The organism is Arthrobacter sp. NicSoilB11, from assembly GCF_019977375.1.
In the GTDB taxonomy this organism is placed as follows: domain Bacteria; phylum Actinomycetota; class Actinomycetes; order Actinomycetales; family Micrococcaceae; genus Arthrobacter.
Genome location: NZ_AP024658.1, coordinates 1 through 19,499, shown reverse-complemented (window position 1 = coordinate 19,499; position 19,499 = coordinate 1). Strand labels below are relative to the sequence as shown.

Annotated in this window: 17 protein-coding genes; 12 read left to right on the top strand and 5 right to left on the bottom strand. The window is 64.2% G+C overall.

Annotated elements, in window-relative coordinates:
• Positions 1-121: 121 nt before the first annotated feature.
• The 6 genes from LDO14_RS20580 to LDO14_RS20555 all read left to right on the top strand — a co-directional run bounded on the left by LDO14_RS20580 (position 122) and on the right by LDO14_RS20555 (position 8,358).
• Entirely contained in the window at positions 122-1,855 is a 1,734-nt protein-coding gene (locus tag LDO14_RS20580) for an ABC transporter ATP-binding protein (protein ID WP_223995117.1), read from the top strand.
• Between the two features lie 41 nt (positions 1,856-1,896).
• Positions 1,897-3,933 (top strand): ABC transporter ATP-binding protein, encoded by a 2,037-nt coding sequence (locus tag LDO14_RS20575; RefSeq protein WP_056389187.1) that lies wholly within the window; start codon positions 1,897-1,899, stop codon positions 3,931-3,933.
• Between the two features lie 110 nt (positions 3,934-4,043).
• Entirely contained in the window at positions 4,044-4,460 is a 417-nt protein-coding gene (locus tag LDO14_RS20570) for a thioesterase family protein (protein WP_018769608.1), read from the top strand.
• 98 nt (positions 4,461-4,558) lie between these two features.
• Positions 4,559-4,816, top strand: coding sequence for a membrane protein (locus LDO14_RS20565; RefSeq protein ID WP_026265820.1), 258 nt, complete (start codon positions 4,559-4,561; stop codon positions 4,814-4,816).
• A gap of 70 nt (positions 4,817-4,886) precedes the next feature.
• Complete coding sequence (locus LDO14_RS20560; RefSeq protein WP_223993940.1) at positions 4,887-7,118, top strand: AAA family ATPase; 2,232 nt, start codon at positions 4,887-4,889, stop codon at positions 7,116-7,118.
• Complete coding sequence (locus LDO14_RS20555; RefSeq protein ID WP_223993942.1) at positions 7,105-8,358, top strand: McrC family protein; 1,254 nt, start codon at positions 7,105-7,107, stop codon at positions 8,356-8,358. The genes LDO14_RS20560 and LDO14_RS20555 overlap by 14 nt, the downstream gene beginning before the upstream one ends.
• A 19-nt stretch (positions 8,359-8,377) precedes the next feature.
• On the opposite strand, the gene LDO14_RS20550 is transcribed toward LDO14_RS20555, so the two are convergent.
• Complete coding sequence (locus LDO14_RS20550) at positions 8,378-10,033, bottom strand: PAS domain-containing sensor histidine kinase (protein ID WP_223993944.1); 1,656 nt, start codon at positions 10,031-10,033, stop codon at positions 8,378-8,380.
• A 94-nt stretch (positions 10,034-10,127) separates the two neighbouring features.
• On the opposite strand from LDO14_RS20550, the gene LDO14_RS20545 reads away from it, so the two are divergent.
• A complete protein-coding gene (locus LDO14_RS20545; RefSeq protein ID WP_186447835.1) occupies positions 10,128-10,892 on the top strand; it encodes a response regulator transcription factor in 765 nt (254 codons plus the stop codon).
• On the opposite strand, the gene LDO14_RS20540 is transcribed toward LDO14_RS20545, so the two are convergent.
• A complete protein-coding gene (locus tag LDO14_RS20540; protein ID WP_018769614.1) occupies positions 10,865-11,275 on the bottom strand; it encodes an Hpt domain-containing protein in 411 nt (136 codons plus the stop codon). The two genes, LDO14_RS20545 and LDO14_RS20540, sit on opposite strands and share 28 nt — an antisense overlap.
• A 330-nt stretch (positions 11,276-11,605) precedes the next feature.
• Between LDO14_RS20540 and LDO14_RS20535 the strand changes: the two genes are divergently transcribed.
• The gene (locus tag LDO14_RS20535) at positions 11,606-12,745 is read left to right on the top strand and encodes a glycosyl hydrolase (RefSeq protein ID WP_223993946.1); all 1,140 of its coding nucleotides are present in this window, start codon (positions 11,606-11,608) and stop codon (positions 12,743-12,745) included.
• 129 nt (positions 12,746-12,874) lie between these two features.
• On the opposite strand, the gene LDO14_RS20530 is transcribed toward LDO14_RS20535, so the two are convergent.
• Positions 12,875-13,318 carry a very short patch repair endonuclease gene (locus LDO14_RS20530; protein WP_223993948.1) on the bottom strand — a complete coding sequence of 148 codons (444 nt, stop codon included), beginning with the start codon at positions 13,316-13,318 and terminating at the stop codon, positions 12,875-12,877.
• A 19-nt stretch (positions 13,319-13,337) separates the two neighbouring features.
• Positions 13,338-13,772, bottom strand: coding sequence for a pyridoxamine 5'-phosphate oxidase family protein (locus LDO14_RS20525; protein ID WP_026265824.1), 435 nt, complete (start codon positions 13,770-13,772; stop codon positions 13,338-13,340).
• 184 nt (positions 13,773-13,956) lie between these two features.
• On the opposite strand from LDO14_RS20525, the gene LDO14_RS20520 reads away from it, so the two are divergent.
• The 4 genes from LDO14_RS20520 (at position 13,957) to LDO14_RS20505 (ending at position 18,677) form a co-directional block, all read left to right on the top strand.
• Positions 13,957-15,684, top strand: coding sequence for a hypothetical protein (locus tag LDO14_RS20520; RefSeq protein ID WP_223993949.1), 1,728 nt, complete (start codon positions 13,957-13,959; stop codon positions 15,682-15,684).
• A 210-nt stretch (positions 15,685-15,894) separates the two neighbouring features.
• Complete coding sequence (locus tag LDO14_RS20515) at positions 15,895-16,557, top strand: DUF6318 family protein (protein WP_223993950.1); 663 nt, start codon at positions 15,895-15,897, stop codon at positions 16,555-16,557.
• A gap of 164 nt (positions 16,558-16,721) precedes the next feature.
• Entirely contained in the window at positions 16,722-17,486 is a 765-nt protein-coding gene (locus tag LDO14_RS20510) for a hypothetical protein (RefSeq protein ID WP_223993951.1), read from the top strand.
• 120 nt (positions 17,487-17,606) lie between these two features.
• On the top strand, positions 17,607-18,677 hold the full coding sequence (locus LDO14_RS20505; RefSeq protein ID WP_134165609.1) for an alkene reductase: 1,071 nt from the start codon (positions 17,607-17,609) through the stop codon (positions 18,675-18,677).
• Between the two features lie 233 nt (positions 18,678-18,910).
• On the opposite strand, the gene LDO14_RS20500 is transcribed toward LDO14_RS20505, so the two are convergent.
• On the bottom strand, positions 18,911-19,228 hold the full coding sequence (locus LDO14_RS20500) for a hypothetical protein (protein ID WP_018769621.1): 318 nt from the start codon (positions 19,226-19,228) through the stop codon (positions 18,911-18,913).
• Positions 19,229-19,499: the final 271 nt, after the last annotated feature.

The following is a 19,499-nucleotide window of genomic DNA, read 5'->3' as shown; positions in this document are numbered from 1 at the left end:
GACTGCGGGGAATGCCGCTGCCCATGGTGCCCCCGTAGACTGGCCCTCCACCAGTGGCTCCGGCCGGAAAACCTGCTTCCAAGGGGACCCAATGTCGGTGGGCATCACTAGAGTTGAGTCCATGCTCCTCACCCTTATACGGCGCTACTCCAAACCGTATTTGCCGTACATCCTGGCTGTCCTCGTTTTCCAGCTCGCGTCCACCATTGCCGCCCTGTATCTGCCCAGCCTGAATGCGCAGATCATTGACGAAGGGGTGGCCCGCGGAGACACCGATTTCATCTGGCGCACCGGTGCAGTGATGCTCCTGGTGGCCTTCGCCCAGATAGCTGCGGCCATTGCCGGCGTCTACTTCGGCTCCAGGACGGCCATGGCGGTGGGCCGCGACCTGCGCCGCGCGGTGTTCCGCAAAGTCACCAGCTTCTCCGCCAAGGACGTCAACGCGTTCGGCGCTCCCACGCTCATCACCCGCGGCACCAACGATGTCCAGCAGGTGCAGATGCTCCTGCTGATGGCGCTGAACTTCATGGTCGCCACCCCCATCATGTGCATCGGCGGCATCATCATGGCGCTGCGTGAGGACATCAACCTCTCCTGGCTGGTGTGGGTGTCCGTCCCGCTGCTGGCCGTGGTGGTGGGGTACCTGGTGGTCCGCCTCATGCCGCTGTTCCGCTCCATGCAGCGGAAGATCGACCGGATCAACGCCGTCCTGCGCGAACAGATCATCGGTATCCGCGTGGTCCGGGCCTTCGTCCGCGAACCGTATGAGACGGACCGGTTCGGTGGCGCCAATAAGGAACTCACGGACGTCTCCCTCCGCATCGGCGCCCTGTTCGTCCTGATGTTCCCGGCCATCAGCATGATCCTGCATCTGTCCACTGCCGCTGTGCTGTGGTTTGGCGGGCAGCGGGTGGACGCCGGTGCCATGCAGGTGGGTTCGCTGACCGCATTCCTGCAGTACCTGCTGCAGATCCTGATGGCCGTCATGATGGGCACGTTCATGGCCATGATGATCCCGCGCGCCTCAGTCTGTGCTGACCGCATCGGCGAGGTGCTCGGCGTCGAACCTTCCATCCACGACCCCGAGCGTCCCGAAGCCCCGGCCTCCCTGCAAGGCGTGGTTGAGTACCGCAACGTCACGTTTGCCTACCCGGGAGCCGAGTCCCCGGTGCTTAGCAACATCAGCTTCACTGCACGCCCCGGCCAGACCATCGCCATCATTGGGTCAACCGGTGCCGGCAAAACGTCCCTCCTTTCCCTCCTGCCGCGGTTGTACGACGCCGCAGAAGGCCAGGTGCTGCTTGACGGCGTCCCGGTGGACAGGCTGGACCGCGCGGAGATCACCAAACGCGTCGCCCTGGTGCCGCAGCGTCCCTACCTGTTCTCCGGCACCATCGGGCACAACCTCCGGTTCGGCAAGACCGAGGCGACCGACCAGGAACTGTGGGATGCGCTCCGGACAGCCCAGGGTGAATCATTTGTCCGGGAAAAGAAGAACGGACTCGATTCCCGGATCTCGCAGGGCGGCACCAACGTCTCCGGCGGCCAGCGCCAGCGCCTGTGCATCGCCCGCGCGCTGGTGACCAAACCGCGCGTCTACCTGTTTGACGACTCCTTCTCCGCCCTGGACGTTGCCACCGACGCCCGGCTCCGTGCCGCCCTCAAACGCACCACCTCGGACGCCACGGTGATCATCGTGGCCCAGCGGATCTCCACCATTACCGAGGCTGACCAGATCCTGGTCCTGGACAACGGGCGGATCGTTGACCGTGGAACCCATGAGGAACTGTTGGAAACCTCACCCACCTACCAGGAAATCGTTGAATCCCAGCTGAGTGTGGAGGAAGTGGCATGAGCCCGCGCAAGAAGGACTCCAGTCCCGTGGAAGAGACGCCAATGTCCGTCCAGCCGCCCGCGGGGGAGGCACAACCGGGCGCAGGGCAGCCGGAGGATGACGACTACGTCGAAGAGGAGTTCCAGCCCACCGAAGCCGACGGCGGCATGTTCGGTGCCATGCCGGCCAAGAAAGCCGAGCATTTCTGGCCGTCTGCCAAACGTCTCATGGGGCTGCTGAAGCCCGAAGCGCTGGGCATCTATGCCGTGGTGGGCCTGGTGGTCATCTCCGTGGTCCTCAACGTCATCGCCCCCAAGATCCTGGGCCAGGCCATGGACGTGATCTTCGCCGGGGTGGTTGGCAAACAACTTCCCGCCGGGGCCAGCAAGGAGCAGTTCGTTGCCGGCCTCCGGCAGCAGGGGCAGGACAACTTTGCGGACATGGTGGCCCGCATGGAACTTGTGCCCGGCACCGGCATCAACTTCGACAAGCTCACCATGCTCATCGCCATCGTGCTGCTCATGTACTTCGTGGCGAACATCTTCATGTGGCTGCAGGGGTACGTGCTGAACCGGATCGTCATGAAGGTCATCCGGCGGCTGCGTGATGACACCGAGGCCAAGCTGAACCGGCTTCCCCTGAACTACTTCGACACCCGGCAGCGCGGCGACGTGCTGTCCCGGGTGACCAACGACGTCGACAACATCCAGCAGGCACTCCAGCAGGCCTTCGCCCAACTGGTCAATTCCGTGCTGAGCGTGGTGGGCATCGTGATCATGATGTTTATCGTCTCCTGGCAGCTGGCCCTGATTGCCCTGATCGCGCTTCCGCTGTCCGGGGTGGCCGCTGGCCTGATCGGAGTCCGGAGCCAGAAGCTCTTTGCTGCCCAGTGGAAGAACACCGGGTCATTGAACGGCCAGATCGAGGAGTCCTTTTCCGGGCACGACCTGGTCCGCGTCTTCGGCCGCGATGCGGACATGCTGGCCCGGTTCGAGGAACGCAACGAGGCCCTTTACAAGGCAAGCTTTGGGGCGCAGTTCGTGTCCGGAATCATCTTCCCCGTCATGCAGTTCGTCTCCTACTTGAGCTACGTGGGCATCGCAGTGGTGGGCGGCCTGCGGGTGGCATCCGGCGCCATGTCCCTGGGTGATGCCACCGCGTTCATCCAGTACTCCCGTGAGTTCACCCAGCCCCTGGGCCAGATGGCGGGCATGGCCAACATGCTGCAGTCCGGCGTGGCATCCTCCGAGCGCGTCTTCGAATTCCTGGACGCCGACGAACAGGACGCCGAGACCGCCACCGAACACCTGCCGCCGAAGACCGACGGGCATGTGGACTTCCGGAACGTTACCTTCAGCTACACCCCGGACAAGCCGCTCATCGAGAACCTGTCCTTCACGGCAGAGCCCGGCAACACAGTGGCGATTGTGGGGCCCACGGGCGCCGGCAAGACCACGCTGGTGAACCTGGTTATGCGGTTCTACGAGCTCAACGCCGGCTCCATCATGCTCGACGGCGTGGACATTACGCACCTCAGCCGCTCCGAGCTGCGCTCCAAAGTGGGTATGGTCCTCCAGGACGCGTGGCTGTTCGGCGGCTCCATCTACGACAACATCCGCTACGGCAACCTCAACGCCACGCACGAGCAGGTGATGGCCGCCGCGAAGGCCACCTTCGTGGACCGCTTCGTGCGGGCCCTGCCCGAGGGCTACAACACCGTGATTGACGAGGAGGGCAACAACGTCAGCGCCGGCGAGAAACAGCTCATCACCATCGCCCGTGCTTTCGTGGCGAACCCCTCGCTGCTGATCCTGGACGAGGCCACCAGTTCCGTGGACACCCGCACCGAACTCCTGGTGCAGAAGGCCATGGCCGCGTTGCGCTCGGACCGCACGAGCTTCGTCATCGCCCACCGGCTCTCCACCATCCGCGATGCCGATACCATCCTGGTCATGGAAAACGGACAAATCGTGGAACAGGGCAACCACCAGGTGCTGCTCGACGCCCGGGGCGCCTACCACCGCCTCTACATGTCACAGTTCGCGGGTGCAGATGCCGGAGAAGTACCGGTGGACGATTCGACGGCGGTGCGCAGCTGAGCGCCCAGCAGGCCGAGGCAGCCCAGCGGCTGCAGCGGCAGGAAGACGGACGGGAGGCCGCGGAAGGGGCCGGGCCGGACGGCGGTAAGCGCATTGAGGTCCTGGTGCCGATGCGCTGGGGAGACATGGACGCCTACGGCCATATCAACAATGTCCAGATCGTCAGGATGCTGGAGGAGGCGAGGATCGCCGCCTTCGGGCCGCCCCGGGGCGCGGGTCTGCCCGGTGTGGAGCCGCCGGTATCGCTGTTCAACGACGTTCCGGCCGGAACCATGGCGCTGGTAGTGGATCACAAGATCCGCTACGTCCGGACGCTGGAGTACCGCAACATTCCGGCGGTGGTGCAGCTCTGGATCGGCGCCGTCAAGGGAGCCAGCTTCGATATCCACTACCTGCTCCAGGACCCCGTCACCCGCGAGGACTGCGTGAAGGCGAGCAGCCACCTGGCGTTCGTGGACGAAACGACCGGCCGGGTGCAGAGACTCAGCCAGGAACAAAAGGAACGGATGGCCCCCTACAGGCAGTAAGCCTCTGGACAGGGCCGGTCTGGACACACTGGACTGGAACAACCAGCGAACGGTGAAAGGAAGCCCCGATGGCTAAAAACAAGATGGCTAAAAACAAGATGGCAAAGAACAAGACCCATGGCCGCCGGAACAAGAAGACATGGAAGGAAATGTCCCCATCCGGCAGGGCGGGCATCATCCTTACCGCGATCATGCAGGTGTCCCTGCTGGTTGCCGCCCAACGGGACATCTCGCGCAGGCCCGCCGAGCTGATTAACGGCCCAAAGGCTGTTTGGCGGGCGGCCTCGTTCATCAATTTCATCGGCCCCATGGGGTACTTCGTCTTCGGCAGGAAGCGGCCCGCCACCGGCATTTAGCCCGGCATGGCGGATGGGCGGCCGGACGGTTTGGAGCGGCCGCCCAGCTTGACCCTGTAAATTTGGAGGCATGACCCCCACTGCCACTGTTGCCATGACCCGCGCCCTCGGCATCTCCAAGGAGATCGAGGATGCGGCGTGGTTCGTGCTGGGGCCCGGTCTCCAAGGCAAGGCTTCACCCCTGGACGGCCGCACCCGGACCTGGTCGGTTCCGGCGGCCGCGGAGTTGCTCGACCGCCTGGACCGGGGCATCGCCGACTCCAAGGCCCCGATGATGACCAACCTCCGCGAGAACTTGGAGGGCGCCACCCGCGGGGCCAAGCAGTTGGCCGTGGAGCTGCTGTTCCTGCAGTCGCTTCCGCTGGCCCACGAAGTGAAGTCGTTGAAGGTCAAGCGCGCCCGCGTGGCCGAGGCCGCGGGCTGGCTTGAGCCGCCGCTGGAGCTTCCCGAGGAGCTGTACGCCGGCATGACGGACCACGGCGTGATCCGCGATCGGACCGCCGAATTCAACTGGACCATCTGGGACCACCTGAAGTGGCTGTGCCGGTTTGTGCAGAACGTGGCGCAGCGGCCGGCAAGCGTGGTGCAGGCGGCCATCAAGGACCCCGTGCAGTTCCACCGCCTCGCTGCATCAACTCCCGACGATCAGCCCGCCATCCGCCGCAGCATTGAGTTCCTGGCCTGGCCCAGCTACTTCGAGCCGGTGGTGGCGGACGTGGAGCGGCAGGAAATCCGGGACGCGTTCGCGTCGCTGGTGGGCGGGGCCAACGGCGACAGCGAAGAGGACATCACGGCGGACATCCACCGCATCCGGCTGCACCTGGACGAGCAGGCGGGCCAGCGCACGGACTGGTACTCCCGCCAGCTGGTCAGCCAGTGGCGCAAAGTGGGCGACCCCGGCCGGCGGGCCTGGCTGCTCCGCACGCACAGCGACCACGCCGAGCTGCTCACGGCCTGGCACGGCGAGGAAAAGGTGACCCTCGACGTCGAACATCTCCGGCACCTGGACCCCGGCGTCACCGCCGGCCTGGTCCAGCACGCCGTGGACGAGGACTACAAACACCTGGGCTACGTGGAACGCGAGGACACCAAGACTGCGGTGTTTGCCTTCCTGACCGTCATGAAACCGGGTGATCTGGTGCTCTACCAGCACGCCGGAACTGTCCGGCTGGGCGGCGTGCTGGGGGAGCCCGAGTACAACGACGACAACCGCCGGCTGCGGCGCAAGGTGCGCTGGTTCGACGACGGGCACACCACCACCAGCCTTCCCCGGCACGTCCAGCGCCAGCTCGCCACCCCCGGCATCGTGGTGGACGTGACCCGGGTGGTCCAGGCGCTGCAGGCGCTGCTGCCTGCCGAGGCGGAAACCGAGCCCGACGGCGACACTGACGGTGCCGCCGTCGTCCAGCCTGTCCAGGAGGGCTTCCGCCCGCTGACGCAGGAATTCGCGGCGTCGCTGCACATGGAGCTGGAACCGCTCCAGGAGATCGCGGACCTGCTGGAGGAGAACCGCCAGCTGGTCCTCTACGGCCCTCCGGGCACCGGCAAGACCTACCTGGCCAAGCACCTCGCCGCCGAGCTGGCGGACGACACCACCGACGAGCGCGTCAAGCTGGTCCAGTTCCACCCGTCCTATGCCTACGAGGACTTCTTCGAGGGCTACCGGCCGGACAAGACGGACGAGGGCCAGGTGTCCTTCAAGCTGGTGGCTGGCCCGCTGCGCAGGCTGGCGGAGGAAGCCGCTAAACCCGGGAACGGGAAGAAGCCGTACTTCCTGATCATCGATGAGATGAACCGCGCCAACCTGGCCAAGGTGTTCGGCGAGCTGTACTTCCTGCTGGAATACCGCGACGACCGGATCTACCTGCAGTACAGCCCCAACGAACCGTTCACGCTGCCGGACAACCTCTACATCATCGGCACCATGAACACTGCGGACCGCTCCATCGCCATGATGGACGCAGCCATCCGCCGCCGGTTCTCCTTCATTGAGCTGCACCCGCAGACCGAGCCGGTTAACGGCTCCCTGCTCCGGTTCCTGCAGGCCCGGCAGCTGGACACCACCCCGGCGCTGCTGCTGGATGCGCTGAACGGTGCCATCGACGAGTGGGACCGGGACCTGATGATCGGGCCGTCCTACTTCATGAAGCCAGCGGCCCAAACCCCGGCCGGGCTCCGCCGGATCTGGAAGTATGAGCTGATGCCGCTGCTGGAGGAGCACTACCACGGCCAGCTCACGCGGGCACAGCTGGAGGAGCGCTTCGGGCTGGACCAGCTGCTGGGACGCGTTGCAGCGCGCTGATCCCCGGGCGTCCGTGCGGCACCTGGTCCTGGACGAGCTGTCAGGCGGCCTGGTGGAACGGCTGGACGCGCCAAGTGCTTCCTTCCTGAACTCCAGCGGGCTGGCCAAGGCATCCCCCATGGGCATGGGGCTGTACAGGATTGAACCAGTGGGCAAGGTGGGCTCCGTCCGGACCCCCACGCTCCAGCTGGACGTCCGGCCCAAGGACAGGCTGGGGCTCAGCCGGCTCCTCTTCCTCCTCAGCTATGCGGGGGATCAGGGCTTCCGGCCGGACCTGGTGGCCGCTGACGAGGACCGTGACCTGTGGAGCGCCCTGGCCGAGTCGCTGGCGCAGCTGGCCGAAGGGGCCCTGGGCCGTGGTGTCCTGCAGGGCTACCTCACCGTGGACGAGTCGCTGCGGACGGTCAAGGGACGCATCCGGATTTCGGACCAGATCTCCCGCCGTCCCGGGATGCTGGTTCCCCTGGAGGTCTCCTACGACGAGTTCACCGAGGACATCGCGGAAAACCGGATCCTGCGCGCTGCGCTGGAGCGGATGGGGCAGGTGCCGGGGGTACGGCCGGAGGTGCTGGGCAGGCTGCGGCAGCTGAAGGGAAAGCTCGACGCCGTCACGCGCCTTCCGTCCGGGGCGCCGGTGCCGCCGTGGAAGCCCACCAGGATGAACCTGCGCTACCACGCCGTGCTGCGCCTGGCGGAGCTGATCCTGCGCAACGCGTCCGCGGAAGCGGGGGAGGGCAGGCAGCGGACGGCCTCGTTCGTGGTGGACATGGCCCAGGTGTTCGGGGACTTCGTGGGAACCGCACTGCGGGCGGCGATGGCCGCGTATCCGGGGGAGCTTCGGCTGCGGTACAACGCCCTCCTCAGCGAGGCGGTGCGCGACTCGGACCGCCTGTCCGTGCGCCCGGATGCTGTCCACCTGCTGGGTGGGCGGCCGGTGGTGGCGTACAACGCCAAGTACCGGGCCGCGTCGGACGCCGGTGCGTCCCTCACCGCAGACCATTACCAGATGCTGGCGCACTGCACGGCGCTGGCCGTACCCACCGCCTGGCTCGTCTATGCCGGCAAGGGCGAAATGAAACTCCGCCGCATCCTTAACACCGATATCGACATCGTGGAGTTCCCGCTGGATCTCAGCCAGCCGCCGTCGGCCATCCTTGCCTCCGTCAGGGACCTCGTCCGCCAGTCCTGGGGCGAGGTGGTTTCCCACCCGCGTCCTGCCCCCGCAGGCCCGGCCAGGTAACCCCGTGGGCGCGGGGCCGCTACACCGGCACCCGGAACATGAAGGTGGTCCCTTCACCCAGCGTGCTGTCGACGCCGATGGTGCCGCCATGTGCCTCGACGATCGCCTTGCTGATGGGCAGGCCCAGGCCCACGCCGGGGATGGCGGTGCGGCGGACGCTGCTGGTGCGGAAGAACTTGGCGAACACTTCGGAGGCGTCCTCCGGGCTCATCCCCATGCCGGTGTCGGTGACGCGGCAGGCCACGTGGCCGTCCTCCTGCGCCAGCGACACCACCACCTCGCCGCCGTCCGGGGAGTACTTGATGGCATTGGACACCAGGTTGTCCAGGACCTGGGAGATCCGGGCGCTGTCCACGTGAGCTTCCAGGCGCTCCGGGGTTTCGGCCCGCAGTTCGACGCCGGCGGCGGCGGCCCGCGGCATCGCGGAGGAGACGCTGCTGCGCACGAGTTCGGCCACATCGACGGCGTGGGGCGTGACGATCAACTGGCCGTTCCTGCTGGACAGCAGGTCCGACACCAGGGTCAGGAGCCGCTCGGAGTTCCGGCGGATGATCTCCAGCATCTCGCGCTGCGGCCCTTCCAGCTCATCGGCCAGCAGGATCTCCACGTACCCGAGGATGGAGGTCAATGGCGTGCGGAATTCGTGGGAGACGCTGGAGACGAAGTCGTCCTTGGCGGTGAGCGCGTTCACCAGGTCCGTGACGTCGCTGAAGACGATGACAGAGCCGCCGAGGTTGCCATCGGAATCCTTCATGGCGCGTGCCGTCGTGACAAAGGCCCGCTGTTCTTTCCCCTCGCCCAGCCAGACGAGGTAATCGGTGAAGGTTTCCCCCAGGACGGCCCGGCGGACCGGCCGCTCCTCCACGGCGACCAGCGTCTTGCGGTCAGGGCCGAAGACCAGCAGCTGTGACTCGTTGGGGTCCGCGATATTCTTTGGCCTGGCCAGTTCATGGTTGGCGCGCTGTTTCCGGTTCATCAGGACGTCGTGGCCGTCGGCGTCGACGGCAAGGACGCCCAGGTGCACGGTTTCCAGCACGGTGTTTAACAGGGCCTCCTGGCGCTTGCTGATGCGCAGGTTGGCCCGCAGCTGCTCGTCTTTTTCCTCCAGCTGCGTCTGCTGGCGCATCATGCTCAGGGTCAGGACGCTCACTGAGACGCCAATGCCCAGCATCATGACCGGCAGCAGGAGCGACCGGGCAAAGTCCTGTGGCGTGTAGTTTCCCTTCAGGAGCAACGGCACCCAGATAATGGCCAGCGGTCCCAGGAAGGAGAGCCACAAGGCGGCCCGCGGGTAGTAGCCCGACGCGCAGAGCCAGATGACCGGGAACACGGCCAGCAGGCTGATACCCGCGAGGCTTTCCTGTCCGCCCTCCCGGCCGGCGGCGATCGAGATGAAGTCCAGCAGGGGGATGGCCAGGAAGCTGGTGTAGGGCAGGCGCTCCCAGGGGATGAGGTAGCACAGCGCCATGATCGCCAGCTGGGAGATGAGGAACGTGACGAAAAGGGGGTTGTCCATGGTGTCCGGGAAGAACGCCCAGACCAGCAGGGCCGTCAGGATGGTGGTCACGAACAACGGCATCTGGCTCATGGCCACCCGGTCCGTCAGCCGGTACTCGTGAAAGGGCCGCTTGAAAAACCGCAGCCGTCCGGAGGACCAGGCTGTGGGGTCGCTCATGGGGTGGAAGACGCGGATGTGGGGGTTTGCAGGGCCATACCAGCAGGATATCCGCAGCCAGCTATACTTCTGACGTTGGCACTGAGGGGGCTCTATGAGTGAGGCACGTGTGGGTCTGGTCATCGAGGATGACCACGACATTCGGGAACTGGTTCGCACTGTGCTGACCCAGGCTGGATTCGACGTCTCGGTCGCCAGCGGCGGCGCGGAGGGCGTCCTGATGGCAAAGAGCCTGAATCCTGACGTCATCACCCTGGACCTGGGGTTGCCGGACATCGACGGATTCGAGGTGTCGCGGCAGATCCGCGAGTTTTCGGATGCCTACATCGTGATGCTCACGGCCCGCACCGAGGAACTGGACACCCTGATCGGGCTCGAGTCGGGTGCGGACGACTACCTCACCAAACCGTTCCGGCCGCGCGAATTGCGCGCCCGCGTCGCGGCCATGATGCGGCGGCCACGCTCCGTTCCCGAGCCCGGCGAGGTAACGGTGGATGCTTCCCAAGACGGAACCGCCCACCCCGAGCGTGGAAACTTCAGCCACAACGGGCTGGAACTCAGCTACGCGTCCCGCACGGTGGCCGTCGACGGCAAAGAGATGAACCTGACCCGAACGGAGTTCGAACTCCTGTACGCGCTCCTGGAAGCCGGCCGGACGGTCCGGACCAAGTCCGACCTGGTGCGCAGGCTTCGGGATGAGGATTACGACGTCGGCAGTTACATCAGCGAGGCCGACGAACGTTCCGTCGAGGTCCACATGGGAAACCTGCGCAAAAAGCTGGGCGACTCGCCGCAGCAGCCGCGGTGGCTGCAAACAGTCCGCGGAGTGGGTTATCGCTTGGCGCCCGGGCAGCACTGAGCCTGCAGCCGGTGCGTGGTTTGCCTGCTGCACTGGGTGATGGGCCGCAGGTACGCGGCTGCCAGCCTGGGCAATGCCACCGTCATGTCAGCGTGTCGCGCCTCGGCCCGGATCTCGTTCTCCAGTTCCAGGGCAAGCCCCGCCAGCCGCTCGGCTCCAACCATCTGGCTTGAGGTCTTCAAGCTGAGGACGGCATCCATCGATCCGTCGAGGTCTCCGGTGGTCAGGGCAAGCCGCAAACGGGCCAGCCGTTGTGGCAGGTACTCGATGAAGTTCCCCACGAAGACCCTGCTGTAGCCTTCTTCCTCCTCAAGCTCTTCCCGCAGCCGGTCCAGGACGGACTGGTCTACCAGCGGCCTGGGCGCATCATCTGAAGTGCTCATGACACTCCTTTCTGCTGGAATTGCTGACTCGGAAAACAGGGTGGTAATGCGGAGGTGCTTCGTCTTTTTTCAGGTTAGGACCGTTCCCTTTACCTTGCAGAAGACTCGGCAAGAATTGTGGTTTTCTTGATGGGAGTGCGGTTTGCTGCCCATAGGATCAAGGCCAGTGCTTTCCGCATTGACGTCAACAGCGGCCCAAAACCGCCTTCAATCTGGGGATAGATTGCCGTGTTCCGAACGCTCAGGACCTTATTTGCCGCGCTCTTAATCGTGGCTGGTTTGGCCGTGTCCATAATCCAGCCGGCCAGCGCAGCCACTTCACCTCAAGTTATGCTCAACCCGGCTTCCGGTCCGGCCGGTTCCGCGGTGACCGTTACCGGAACAGGGTTCAAGGTCTCCACTACCGGGACAGTGATTGTGGGTTCCACGACCTTCGCGTTCCAGACCACATCGACGGGTGCTTTCAGTACGGGGATCACCATTCCAGCGGCGTCAACCGGAAACCTCACCATCACTGCCAAGACCTCGTCCATCAAGGCTTCCGCGATTTTCGTGGTTCAGGCTGCCCCGGCTCCAGCACCAGCGCCCGCCCCGCAGCCGCCCACAGTCAGCACGGCTCCCTTGCGCTTCGGAGTGGCAACCGCCGGGGGAGCGCTGGCCGGCACCGAGCTTGACGAGGTGGCCACCCTGGCCGGGGAAAGTCCCTCGATGGTCATGATCTACAAGGATTTCCTGCAGTCTCCGCCAATCACCGAGATGGATGCGGTGCGCTCGCGGGGTGCCACGCCCCTGGTGACCTGGGAGCCGTGGGCTTGGGGCGGCGGGGTGGAACAGCCGGCCTATTCGCTTGACCGGGTGGCTGCCGGTGACTTCGACGCAAATATCACCCAGTGGGGCCAGTCGCTGGCGGCCTGGGGCAAGCCGGTCATGCTGCGCTTTGCGCACGAGATGAACGGCAACTGGTACCCGTGGGCCGAGGGCGTCAACGGCAACCAGCCCGGAGACTATGTGGCCGCTTGGCGTCATGTGCACGACGTTGTCGCCGCGACGGGTGCCGCCAATGTCCAGTGGGTTTGGTCCCCGAACGTGCCCTACTGGGGCTCGACCGACCTGGCCGGCCTGTACCCGGGGGCAGGTTACGTGGACATCGTGGCGCTGGACGGCTACAACTGGGGCACGTCCCAAACCTGGAGCAGCTGGGTTTCCCCGGTGGATCTCCTTGGCCCCGGCATCTCCCAGCTCCGCACCCTGGCACCCGGAAAACCCGTCCTGATCGCGGAGACAGCGTCCAGTGAGTTGGGTGGTTCCAAAGCCGCCTGGAACACGGACCTCGTGTCTTATCTGGCCGCGCAGCCGGACGTGATGGGCTTCGTCTGGTTCCATCTGCAGAAGGAAACGGACTGGCGCATCAACAGCAGTGACTCGTCGGCATCCGCCTTCAAGTCCGCCCTGTTGGCCCGGAGAAGCTAGGGGATAGGGGATAGCCGCTCCGAAACTGTCAGTGGCGTGCTGCCTGATCGCGGCAACCCGTTCATCCTGCCTCGCCAGGATCAAGGACAGTGCTGGCAGCGGCTTAAGATTTCCTCAAGAATTCCTGCGTCAGCCGCCGGCGTCCAGGAAGTTCACCAACTGGGTTTCGAGGGCTGAACGGTCCTTCAGCTCGCACTCCCAGACTGTCAGCACTTCCCAGCCGGCGTCTTCCAACTGCCGGCGCTGACCTTCGTCGCGCTCTCGCGTCCGGATGCGTTTGGCGGCCCAGAACTCGGCGTTGGTTTTCGGAGCGTGCAGGCCCACCCTGCAGTCATGGAAATGCCAGAAGCAGCCGTTGACGAAGATCACCTTGTGCCGGGCGGCGAAGACGAGATCCGGATTTCCCGGAAGTTTGGTGCCGCCGGACCTGCCGTGCAGGCGGTACCGATAGCCCTTGGCGTGCAGCAACCTGCGGACCAGAAGCTCGGGTTTGGTGTTCTTGCCGCGGATCCGGGACATGTTCCAGCTGCGCTGCTCGGGGGTGAGCTTGTCTGCAGTGGACCTGTCCGCCATCCTTCCAGTCTAGGAGCGGTTAGATCTCCCGTTCCGGCTGTTCGCCGAACACGAAGTGCCGGCCACTGACGGACTTCGGTTCGATCTCCACGTAGAAGTCCTTGAGTGTTGGAACCCAGGTCTTCAGGCCAAGCTCCTCAATGGCTGCGAGCTCATCCGAATTGCTGAGCACCCGCGCTGTGCCCCTCAGGACAACCGACCAGGCCTCCTGCGAGAGGATGCCGTCGGTCTCGAACAGCACCTGGGCGTTGATGGTCAGTTGCGCGAGTTTGTTTCCCGGCGCCGTGCGCAGGTAGACCTTCCGGTTTGAGGTCACGTAATTCACCGGGAAAATGTCCGGTTCCCCCGCAACAGAAACCACCAGCCGCCCGTGCTGCGTTGCCGCCAGCAGGCGCCAGGACTGCTCGTCATCGAGTTCCAGGACGGGATTGCCGTCCGCGTGTTCAAACATCATGCGGCCATTGTTCTACTCGCAGTAGAAATGCGCCAGAGGCTTTGTACCCATCTCCGCCTGTTTGTGACAGGTCCGTCAAGGCTTAACACTTCCGAAACAGGCTTGTGACCGGACTGTCTTTCCTGCTGGATAGCGTCGCACGCAGGGCCGTGATGGCTAAACGCAAACGAAAGCGACGCACCTAATGGGCAACGACACAGACACAACGCAATTACTGGAACCGGCGGCACCATCCGTTGCCGCCGTCGTCGGACATTCCCCGGCAACCCCGACGGCAGGCAACACCGCGGCGCTGAACGCCACCAAGGAAAGCCTGGAGGACTACACGCTGCGGTTCGCGCCGCGCTCCTACCGCAAGTGGAGTGCAGGAGTGGTGGCAACGAGCGCGCTGGGCGGCATCGCCTACCTGGCGGACTTCTCGATCGGCGCGAACATCGGGATCTCGTACGGCACTGTCAACGCGATCCTGGGGATCCTGGTCGCAGCCGTCGTCATCTTCGCCACCGGATTCCCCTTGGCCTACTACGCGGCCCGGTACAACATCGACCTGGACCTGATCACCCGCGGTTCCGGCTTTGGCTACTACGGATCGGTGGTCACGAACGTTATTTTCGCGACCTTCACCTTCATCTTCTTTGCGCTGGAGGGCTCCATCATGGCGCAGGGCCTGGAGCTCGGGCTCGGCGTCCCGCAGTGGCTGGGGTATGCCGCCTCCACCGTGATCATCATCCCGTTGGTGATTTATGGGATGAACACCCTGGCCAAACTTCAAGTGTGGACCACTCCGCTGTGGCTGCTGCTGATGGTGGTTCCCGTGGGCTACCTGCTGATGTCCCATCCGGAGAGCATCGACAGCTTCTTTGCGTACACGGGTGCGTCCGGCGATGGCGGACCGAACCTGGCGTCCGTGATGCTCGCAGCCGGAGTGTGCCTGTCCCTGATGGCGCAGATCGCCGAGCAGATCGACTACCTCCGGTTCATGCCGCCGCGTACCGAGGCCAACAAGGGAGCCTGGTGGCGTGCGGTGATCCTTGCCGGGCCGGGCTGGGTGATCTTTGGGGCGATCAAGCAGATTGTGGGACTGTTTATCGCCATCTACCTGATCGCCACACTGGACCCCGCCGCCTCTGCCACGGCCAATGAGCCCGTGCACCAGTTCCTGGGCGTCTACCAGGAGATGATGCCGGCCTGGCTGGCCATGACGCTGGCCGTGGTGCTGGTGGTCATCTCGCAGATCAAGATCAACGTCACCAACGCATATTCGGGCTCCCTGGCGTGGACCAACTCGTTCACGCGCATCACTAAGACGTACCCGGGCCGGATGGTGTTCGTCGTGGTGAACCTGCTGATTGCGCTGGTTCTGATGGAAGCGAACATGTTCGATTTCCTCAATACCATCCTCGGTTTCTACGCCAACTGCGCCATGGCCTGGGTGGTCACGGTGGCGTCCGATATCGCCATCAACAAGTACCTGCTGAAGATCTCGCCGAAGGTGCCGGAGTTCCGCCGCGGCATGCTGTACGCCGTGAACCCGGTCGGATTCGTGTCCATGCTGGTGTCCGCAGGAATTTCCATTGCCGTGTTCTTTGGTGCGTTCGGTGCCGCAATCCAGCCGTACTCGCCCATTTTCGCGGTTGGCCTGGCGCTGGTCCTGCCGCCGGTTCTCGCTGTGCTGACCCGCGGCAGGTTTTATCTTCGCCGCACCGAAGACGGCATTGATCTGCCCATGTTCGACGCCGATGGGAACCCGAGCGACGCCAAGCTCCTATGCCACGTGACGGGGTTGGAATTCGAGCGGCCGGACATGGTGCGTTCCGCGCAGGACGCTCCCGACGGCGGTATCCAGTACGTTTCTTCGCTCGCCTTGTCGACGGACAAGACAGGGGAGTTGGTGCTCCCAGCCGGAAAATAGGCGCTTTAGTTCTGGCGGTCATTACAAAAAGGAAGCCGGTGCACGTGGTGTGCCGGCTTCCTTTATGACTTCTTCTGTCGCATTCCGGATGGTAGAAACGGAACCGGGTCCGCCTGTGGATAAGTTCGGTCGCCGAATTGTGACGTGGGCTACCCTTAACTCACTGTCCGGAGCAAGCCGTCTTGAAATTTACTGGGGGTACAGCGGCCCATGACATCACAGAACTTCTTTACGTCCCGCGCTGTGCGGTCCGGGGCAGCAGCCCTTGTTATTGGTCTTTCACTGGCTCTGTCCGGCTGCAATTCCGGGGGCTCTCCGGGGCCGGGCGGCACTTCGTCGCCCGTGGCGGCCGAGACGCCCACAGCCAGCACCACGCCGACTCCCATCCCCACACCCAGCGCCGTCTATAAGCCAGCCGACGCGTCCGGCCCCGCCCAAAACGTGCCGGTTCCCGTGCTGCCGGAAGTAGCCAAGACAGAAACGAGGGAAGGACTAGAGGCGTTTACTGCCTATTGGTTTGAACTACTCAATTACGCTTACCAGACTGGTGATGTGGCGGGCCTAGAGTCAGTAACCTCGCCAGGCTGTGACTATTGCTCGAAACTAAGCACTTCTCTGATTACCAACTATCAAGGGAATCGCTGGCTGTCGGGTGGGAAGATCACGATTCCCGTCAGGACGACTACGTTTGAGAGATCTGCTGATGGAAACTTCCAAGTCATTTTGCAGGTCCTGCAGAGTCCTATCAGTTACTACGAGCCCGGCGGCAGGGAGTTTAGAACTGCCAGTAACGGTTCGAACACGGGCAACGTACTGTTGGCCAACTTCGAGGCTGGCGCCTGGCGCGTCAACGATCTGCATCCCTTACGCTGATGCTTCGATTAAGCTCGCGAAGCATTGTTTCGTTCCTGATCATATTGGTGGTTTTGAACGCCGGGCTCGTGCCCCCAGGATTTGCGGATGACGGTCTTGAAGCTGATTTCGGTGAGGTGGGAATAGACGTTGACAGTTGGACTAAGGATCCAGTCACCGGTCATATGTCTCCACCTGAACCTGGGACTGTAAGCACCGACCCCAACGAGTACAAGTACGAGCTCCAATGCCACCTCGGCGGAGGAGACTTTGACACCCCTTGCCTTGCCCGCCAGCTCGACTGCAAGGACCGGGAGGACGGTGCCAAGGGCATTCCGGTCGTGTGGCTGTCGCGGCCGCGGGGCGTGCCCGGCGCGGTTTGGGCGCATCACTCAGGACCCACCTGCCTTTACGACCCGAAGCCCGAGGACCTCCTGCCCCGGATCGCCGCCGATATCCAGCGCCAGTTCCAGAACCTGCCGGTCAACGCCGGGAAGGTTGTGGCGCAGCCCAGCCCCAATACCCTCCGGGGCGCGGAGACGAACTTTTACGCGGAAGCCATTGAACAGCAGTTCGACATCACCATGTTCGGCCAACAGGTACACGTGGTGGCGACACCCGTCCAATACACCTGGAACTACGGGGACGGCACGGTTTTCGGCCCCCAGCCGTCAATGGGCGGCGCCTTGCCACAGGACAGGTGGGGCGAGAAGACCCGGACCAGCCACGCCTACGCATCCACCGGCGATTTCCAGGTGGTGCTGACAACCTCGTTCCAAGGCACCTATTCGGTGAACTCCGGTCCACCCCTTCCGATACCCGGCCAGGGCCAGTTCAGCGCGCCCCCGCAAGGGATCAGCGTCTGGCGCTCGCTCACCCGCAACTACGCCGACGACTGCAACGCCAATCCCCAGGGGCAGGGCTGTCCGGGTGCCGAAGCACCACGGTAGGTTCAAAAGCAGGGCAGAACTGGCTGTGATCCCTATCGCACCCGCGAAAGTCCGGAATAGTTGCACGCGCCCCACAGTTGGCAAAGGCAGTACGTCTTCAGCCTTCGAAAGGAACTGCGCATGCTGTTTTCCCCACTCACCCTCGGCGAACTTGAACTTCCCAACCGGCTGGTGATGGCACCCCTGACCCGCCTCCGCGCCGGTCAGGAAGGCATCCCGGGCCCGCTCGTCGTCGAGCACTACCGCCAGCGCGCGTCCCTTGGCCTCATCGTCAGCGAGGGCACCTACCCCACTCCCGCAGGACAGGCCTATCCCGGCCAGCCGGGCATCGTCACCCAGGAGCAGGTTGCAGGGTGGAAAAAGGTTACGGATGCCGTCCACGCCGAAGGCGGGCGCATGTTCGCCCAGATCATGCACGGCGGCCGGGTTTCGCACCCTGACATCACCGGCGGTCTGCCCATCGTCGCCCCCAGTGCAGTAGCGATTGACGGCGACGTCCGGACGCCGGCCGGCAAGAAGCCCTACCCGGTGCCGCAGGCACTGACCACCGACGAACTCCCCGTCGTCATCCAGGAGATCGTCAACGCCTCCCTGAACGCAATTGAGGCAGGGTTCGACGGTGTGGAACTGCACTCGGCCAACGGTTACCTCCTGCACGAGTTCCTGGCGCCAAATTCCAACATCCGGACCGACAGCTACGGCGGATCACCCGAGAACCGCGCCCGTTTTGTGATCGAAACGGTCAACGCAGTGGTTGCCGCCCTCGGCGCAAACCGGGTGGGGCTGCGCATTTCCCCGGAGCACAATGTCCAGGGCATTGCCGAGACCGACGCCGCGGATGTTCGTGCTACGTACGAAGTCCTCGTGGACAGCATTGCGCCGCTCAACCTCGCCTACCTGAGCATCCTGCACCACGAACCTGCCGGCGAACTTGTCCAGGACCTTCGCGTACGCTTCGGCGGCACCTTCCTGGTGAACACAGGCTTCGGCGTGGTCACCACCCGGGAAGAAGCCGTGAGCCTGGTGGCTGAGGGCCATGCGGACGCCGTGGTGGTGGGCCGCCCCGCGATCGCCAACCCGGACCTTGCCCGCCGCTGGAAGGAAAGCCTTCCGCTGAACGAGCCCGACGCCTCCACCTTCTACGCCGAAGGCGCCACCGGTTACACGGATTACCCGGCCTACCAGGGCTGAGCGGCGGATCGGCCGAGCTGAACAAAACGACGACGGCGGCACCCATCATGGGTGCCGCCGTCGTTGGCTGTCTGGGGTGCTGGTCCCGGGCAGCAACACCGGAAGGTCATCCGACGACCTCACGGCTGAAGAATTATGTGGCCCGCCGGACTCCATCGGATGCCGGCGGTGATCAGATGCTACTCCAACGAATGGACTCTTACCAGAGCCAGTTTTGCCGCAAGGAAAAAGCGCTAGAGCACGGCTTCCCGGCCGGTCCCTTCCTTCATCACCAAGCGCCCGTCCTCGATGGACACCAGCACACTCTTGGGCCTGCCGCTGACCTTGGTGATGGCTTTCAGCCCACGGTTGGTGACCTCAACGCCCACCTGGGCACCCTTGGCCGGCAGCTCTACCGAGACCTCTGACGCGATGCCGAGAAGCGGATTCGTGGAAATCCCCACATCCCTGCGCACAGCCTTCCCGTTCACGGTCACGGTGACGTTCGCTTCGTCGAACCCGTCCTGAAACACAACCAGCAATTCCCGCATGGTGGCCTCTTCCTCGAGCATGGGTGCCAGTGATGGCTAGTCCACTACAGCACTTTGCGCGTCCCAGGGGAATACCTGCTTTTCCCGATGGCGCCTCAGCGAGTACGGCGGCGGTGGAGCCCCGCAGGCCGGTAAGGCAAGATGTTCTGGTGACCCAAATGCCAGGACCTTCCGCCGCTTCCGTCCGCCCCAGCGCATCAGGGGAGGACGAACTCTTTGCCCAGATCGCTGCTGAGCTGGGGGTCAAGGCCTGGCAAGTGAAGGCTGCAGTTGAATTGCTCGACGGCGGCCT

What these genes read in the sequence shown, in the direction of transcription:
- LDO14_RS20565 (WP_026265820.1), top strand. Translation starts at nt 4,559, where the DNA reads ATGGCAAAGAACAAGACCCATGGCCGCCGGAACAAGAAGACATGGAAG.
- LDO14_RS20545 (WP_186447835.1), top strand. Translation starts at nt 10,128, where the DNA reads ATGAGTGAGGCACGTGTGGGTCTGGTCATCGAGGATGACCACGACATT.
- LDO14_RS20530 (WP_223993948.1), bottom strand. Translation starts at nt 13,318, where the DNA reads ATGGCGGACAGGTCCACTGCAGACAAGCTCACCCCCGAGCAGCGCAGC.
- LDO14_RS20575 (WP_056389187.1), top strand. Translation starts at nt 1,897, where the DNA reads ATGTCCGTCCAGCCGCCCGCGGGGGAGGCACAACCGGGCGCAGGGCAG.
- LDO14_RS20515 (WP_223993950.1), top strand. Translation starts at nt 15,895, where the DNA reads ATGACATCACAGAACTTCTTTACGTCCCGCGCTGTGCGGTCCGGGGCA.
- LDO14_RS20535 (WP_223993946.1), top strand. Translation starts at nt 11,606, where the DNA reads ATGCTCAACCCGGCTTCCGGTCCGGCCGGTTCCGCGGTGACCGTTACC.
- LDO14_RS20500 (WP_018769621.1), bottom strand. Translation starts at nt 19,228, where the DNA reads ATGCTCGAGGAAGAGGCCACCATGCGGGAATTGCTGGTTGTGTTTCAG.
- LDO14_RS20510 (WP_223993951.1), top strand. Translation starts at nt 16,722, where the DNA reads ATGTCTCCACCTGAACCTGGGACTGTAAGCACCGACCCCAACGAGTAC.
- LDO14_RS20560 (WP_223993940.1), top strand. Translation starts at nt 4,887, where the DNA reads ATGACCCCCACTGCCACTGTTGCCATGACCCGCGCCCTCGGCATCTCC.
- LDO14_RS20505 (WP_134165609.1), top strand. Translation starts at nt 17,607, where the DNA reads ATGCTGTTTTCCCCACTCACCCTCGGCGAACTTGAACTTCCCAACCGG.
- LDO14_RS20540 (WP_018769614.1), bottom strand. Translation starts at nt 11,275, where the DNA reads ATGAGCACTTCAGATGATGCGCCCAGGCCGCTGGTAGACCAGTCCGTC.
- LDO14_RS20570 (WP_018769608.1), top strand. Translation starts at nt 4,044, where the DNA reads ATGCGCTGGGGAGACATGGACGCCTACGGCCATATCAACAATGTCCAG.
- LDO14_RS20580 (WP_223995117.1), top strand. Translation starts at nt 122, where the DNA reads ATGCTCCTCACCCTTATACGGCGCTACTCCAAACCGTATTTGCCGTAC.
- LDO14_RS20525 (WP_026265824.1), bottom strand. Translation starts at nt 13,772, where the DNA reads ATGATGTTTGAACACGCGGACGGCAATCCCGTCCTGGAACTCGATGAC.
- LDO14_RS20550 (WP_223993944.1), bottom strand. Translation starts at nt 10,033, where the DNA reads ATGAGCGACCCCACAGCCTGGTCCTCCGGACGGCTGCGGTTTTTCAAG.
- LDO14_RS20520 (WP_223993949.1), top strand. Translation starts at nt 13,957, where the DNA reads ATGGGCAACGACACAGACACAACGCAATTACTGGAACCGGCGGCACCA.